The sequence below is a fragment of the Clostridium sp. CTA-1 genome, from assembly GCF_054768215.1.
Genome location: NZ_BAAAAP010000062.1, coordinates 1 through 755, shown reverse-complemented (window position 1 = coordinate 755; position 755 = coordinate 1). Strand labels below are relative to the sequence as shown.

Annotated in this window: 7 tRNA genes; all 7 read right to left on the bottom strand. The window is 53.2% G+C overall.

What is annotated here, in order from left to right:
* Positions 1–67: 67 nt before the first annotated feature.
* The 7 genes from ACYUEW_RS18985 to ACYUEW_RS18955 all read right to left on the bottom strand — a co-directional run bounded on the left by ACYUEW_RS18985 (position 68) and on the right by ACYUEW_RS18955 (position 707).
* A tRNA-Val gene (locus ACYUEW_RS18985) sits at positions 68–143 on the bottom strand.
* A gap of 17 nt (positions 144–160) precedes the next feature.
* Positions 161–235, bottom strand: a tRNA-Glu gene (locus ACYUEW_RS18980).
* A gap of 57 nt (positions 236–292) precedes the next feature.
* Positions 293–369: transfer RNA gene (locus ACYUEW_RS18975), tRNA-Asp, on the bottom strand.
* 7 nt (positions 370–376) lie between these two features.
* Positions 377–452 (bottom strand) — tRNA-Val (locus ACYUEW_RS18970).
* 18 nt (positions 453–470) lie between these two features.
* A tRNA-Glu gene (locus tag ACYUEW_RS18965) sits at positions 471–545 on the bottom strand.
* Positions 546–550: 5 nt separating this feature from the next.
* A tRNA-Thr gene (locus ACYUEW_RS18960) sits at positions 551–626 on the bottom strand.
* Between the two features lie 4 nt (positions 627–630).
* Positions 631–707, bottom strand: a tRNA-Asp gene (locus ACYUEW_RS18955).
* Positions 708–755 lie beyond the last annotated feature (48 nt).

The window sequence follows — 755 nt, the reverse complement described above, 5'->3', positions numbered from 1 at the left end:
CGAACCCTCGACCTCCGGCGTGACAGGCCGGCACTCTAACCAACTGAGCCACTGGGCCATATATTAATGGTGGGCACAACAGGGCTCGAACCTGTGACCCCCTGCTTGTAAGGCAGATGCTCTCCCAGCTGAGCTATGCGCCCATTAAAAAAATAACAAATGGTGACCCCTAGGGGAATCGAACCCCTGTTACCACCGTGAAAGGGTGGTGTCTTGACCGCTTGACCAAGGGGCCATAGTGTCATACTTGTTATTTTTAGTTGGATGTTAATCCCTTTATTTAATTTTAAAATGGCGACCCAGAAGGGGCTCGAACCCTCGACCTCCGGCGTGACAGGCCGGCACTCTAACCAACTGAGCCACTGGGCCATATTAATGGTGGGCACAACAGGGCTCGAACCTGTGACCCCCTGCTTGTAAGGCAGATGCTCTCCCAGCTGAGCTATGCGCCCATTAATATAATTAATAAATGGTGACTCCTAGGGGAATCGAACCCCTGTTACCACCGTGAAAGGGTGGTGTCTTGACCGCTTGACCAAGGAGCCAAATATGGAGCTGGCAATAGGACTTGAACCTACAACCTGCTGATTACAAGTCAGCTGCTCTGCCAATTGAGCCATGCCAGCATAATGGCGACCCAGAAGGGGCTCGAACCCTCGACCTCCGGCGTGACAGGCCGGCACTCTAACCAACTGAGCCACTGGGCCATATATTAATGGTGGGCACAACAGGGCTCGAACCTGTGACCCCCTGCT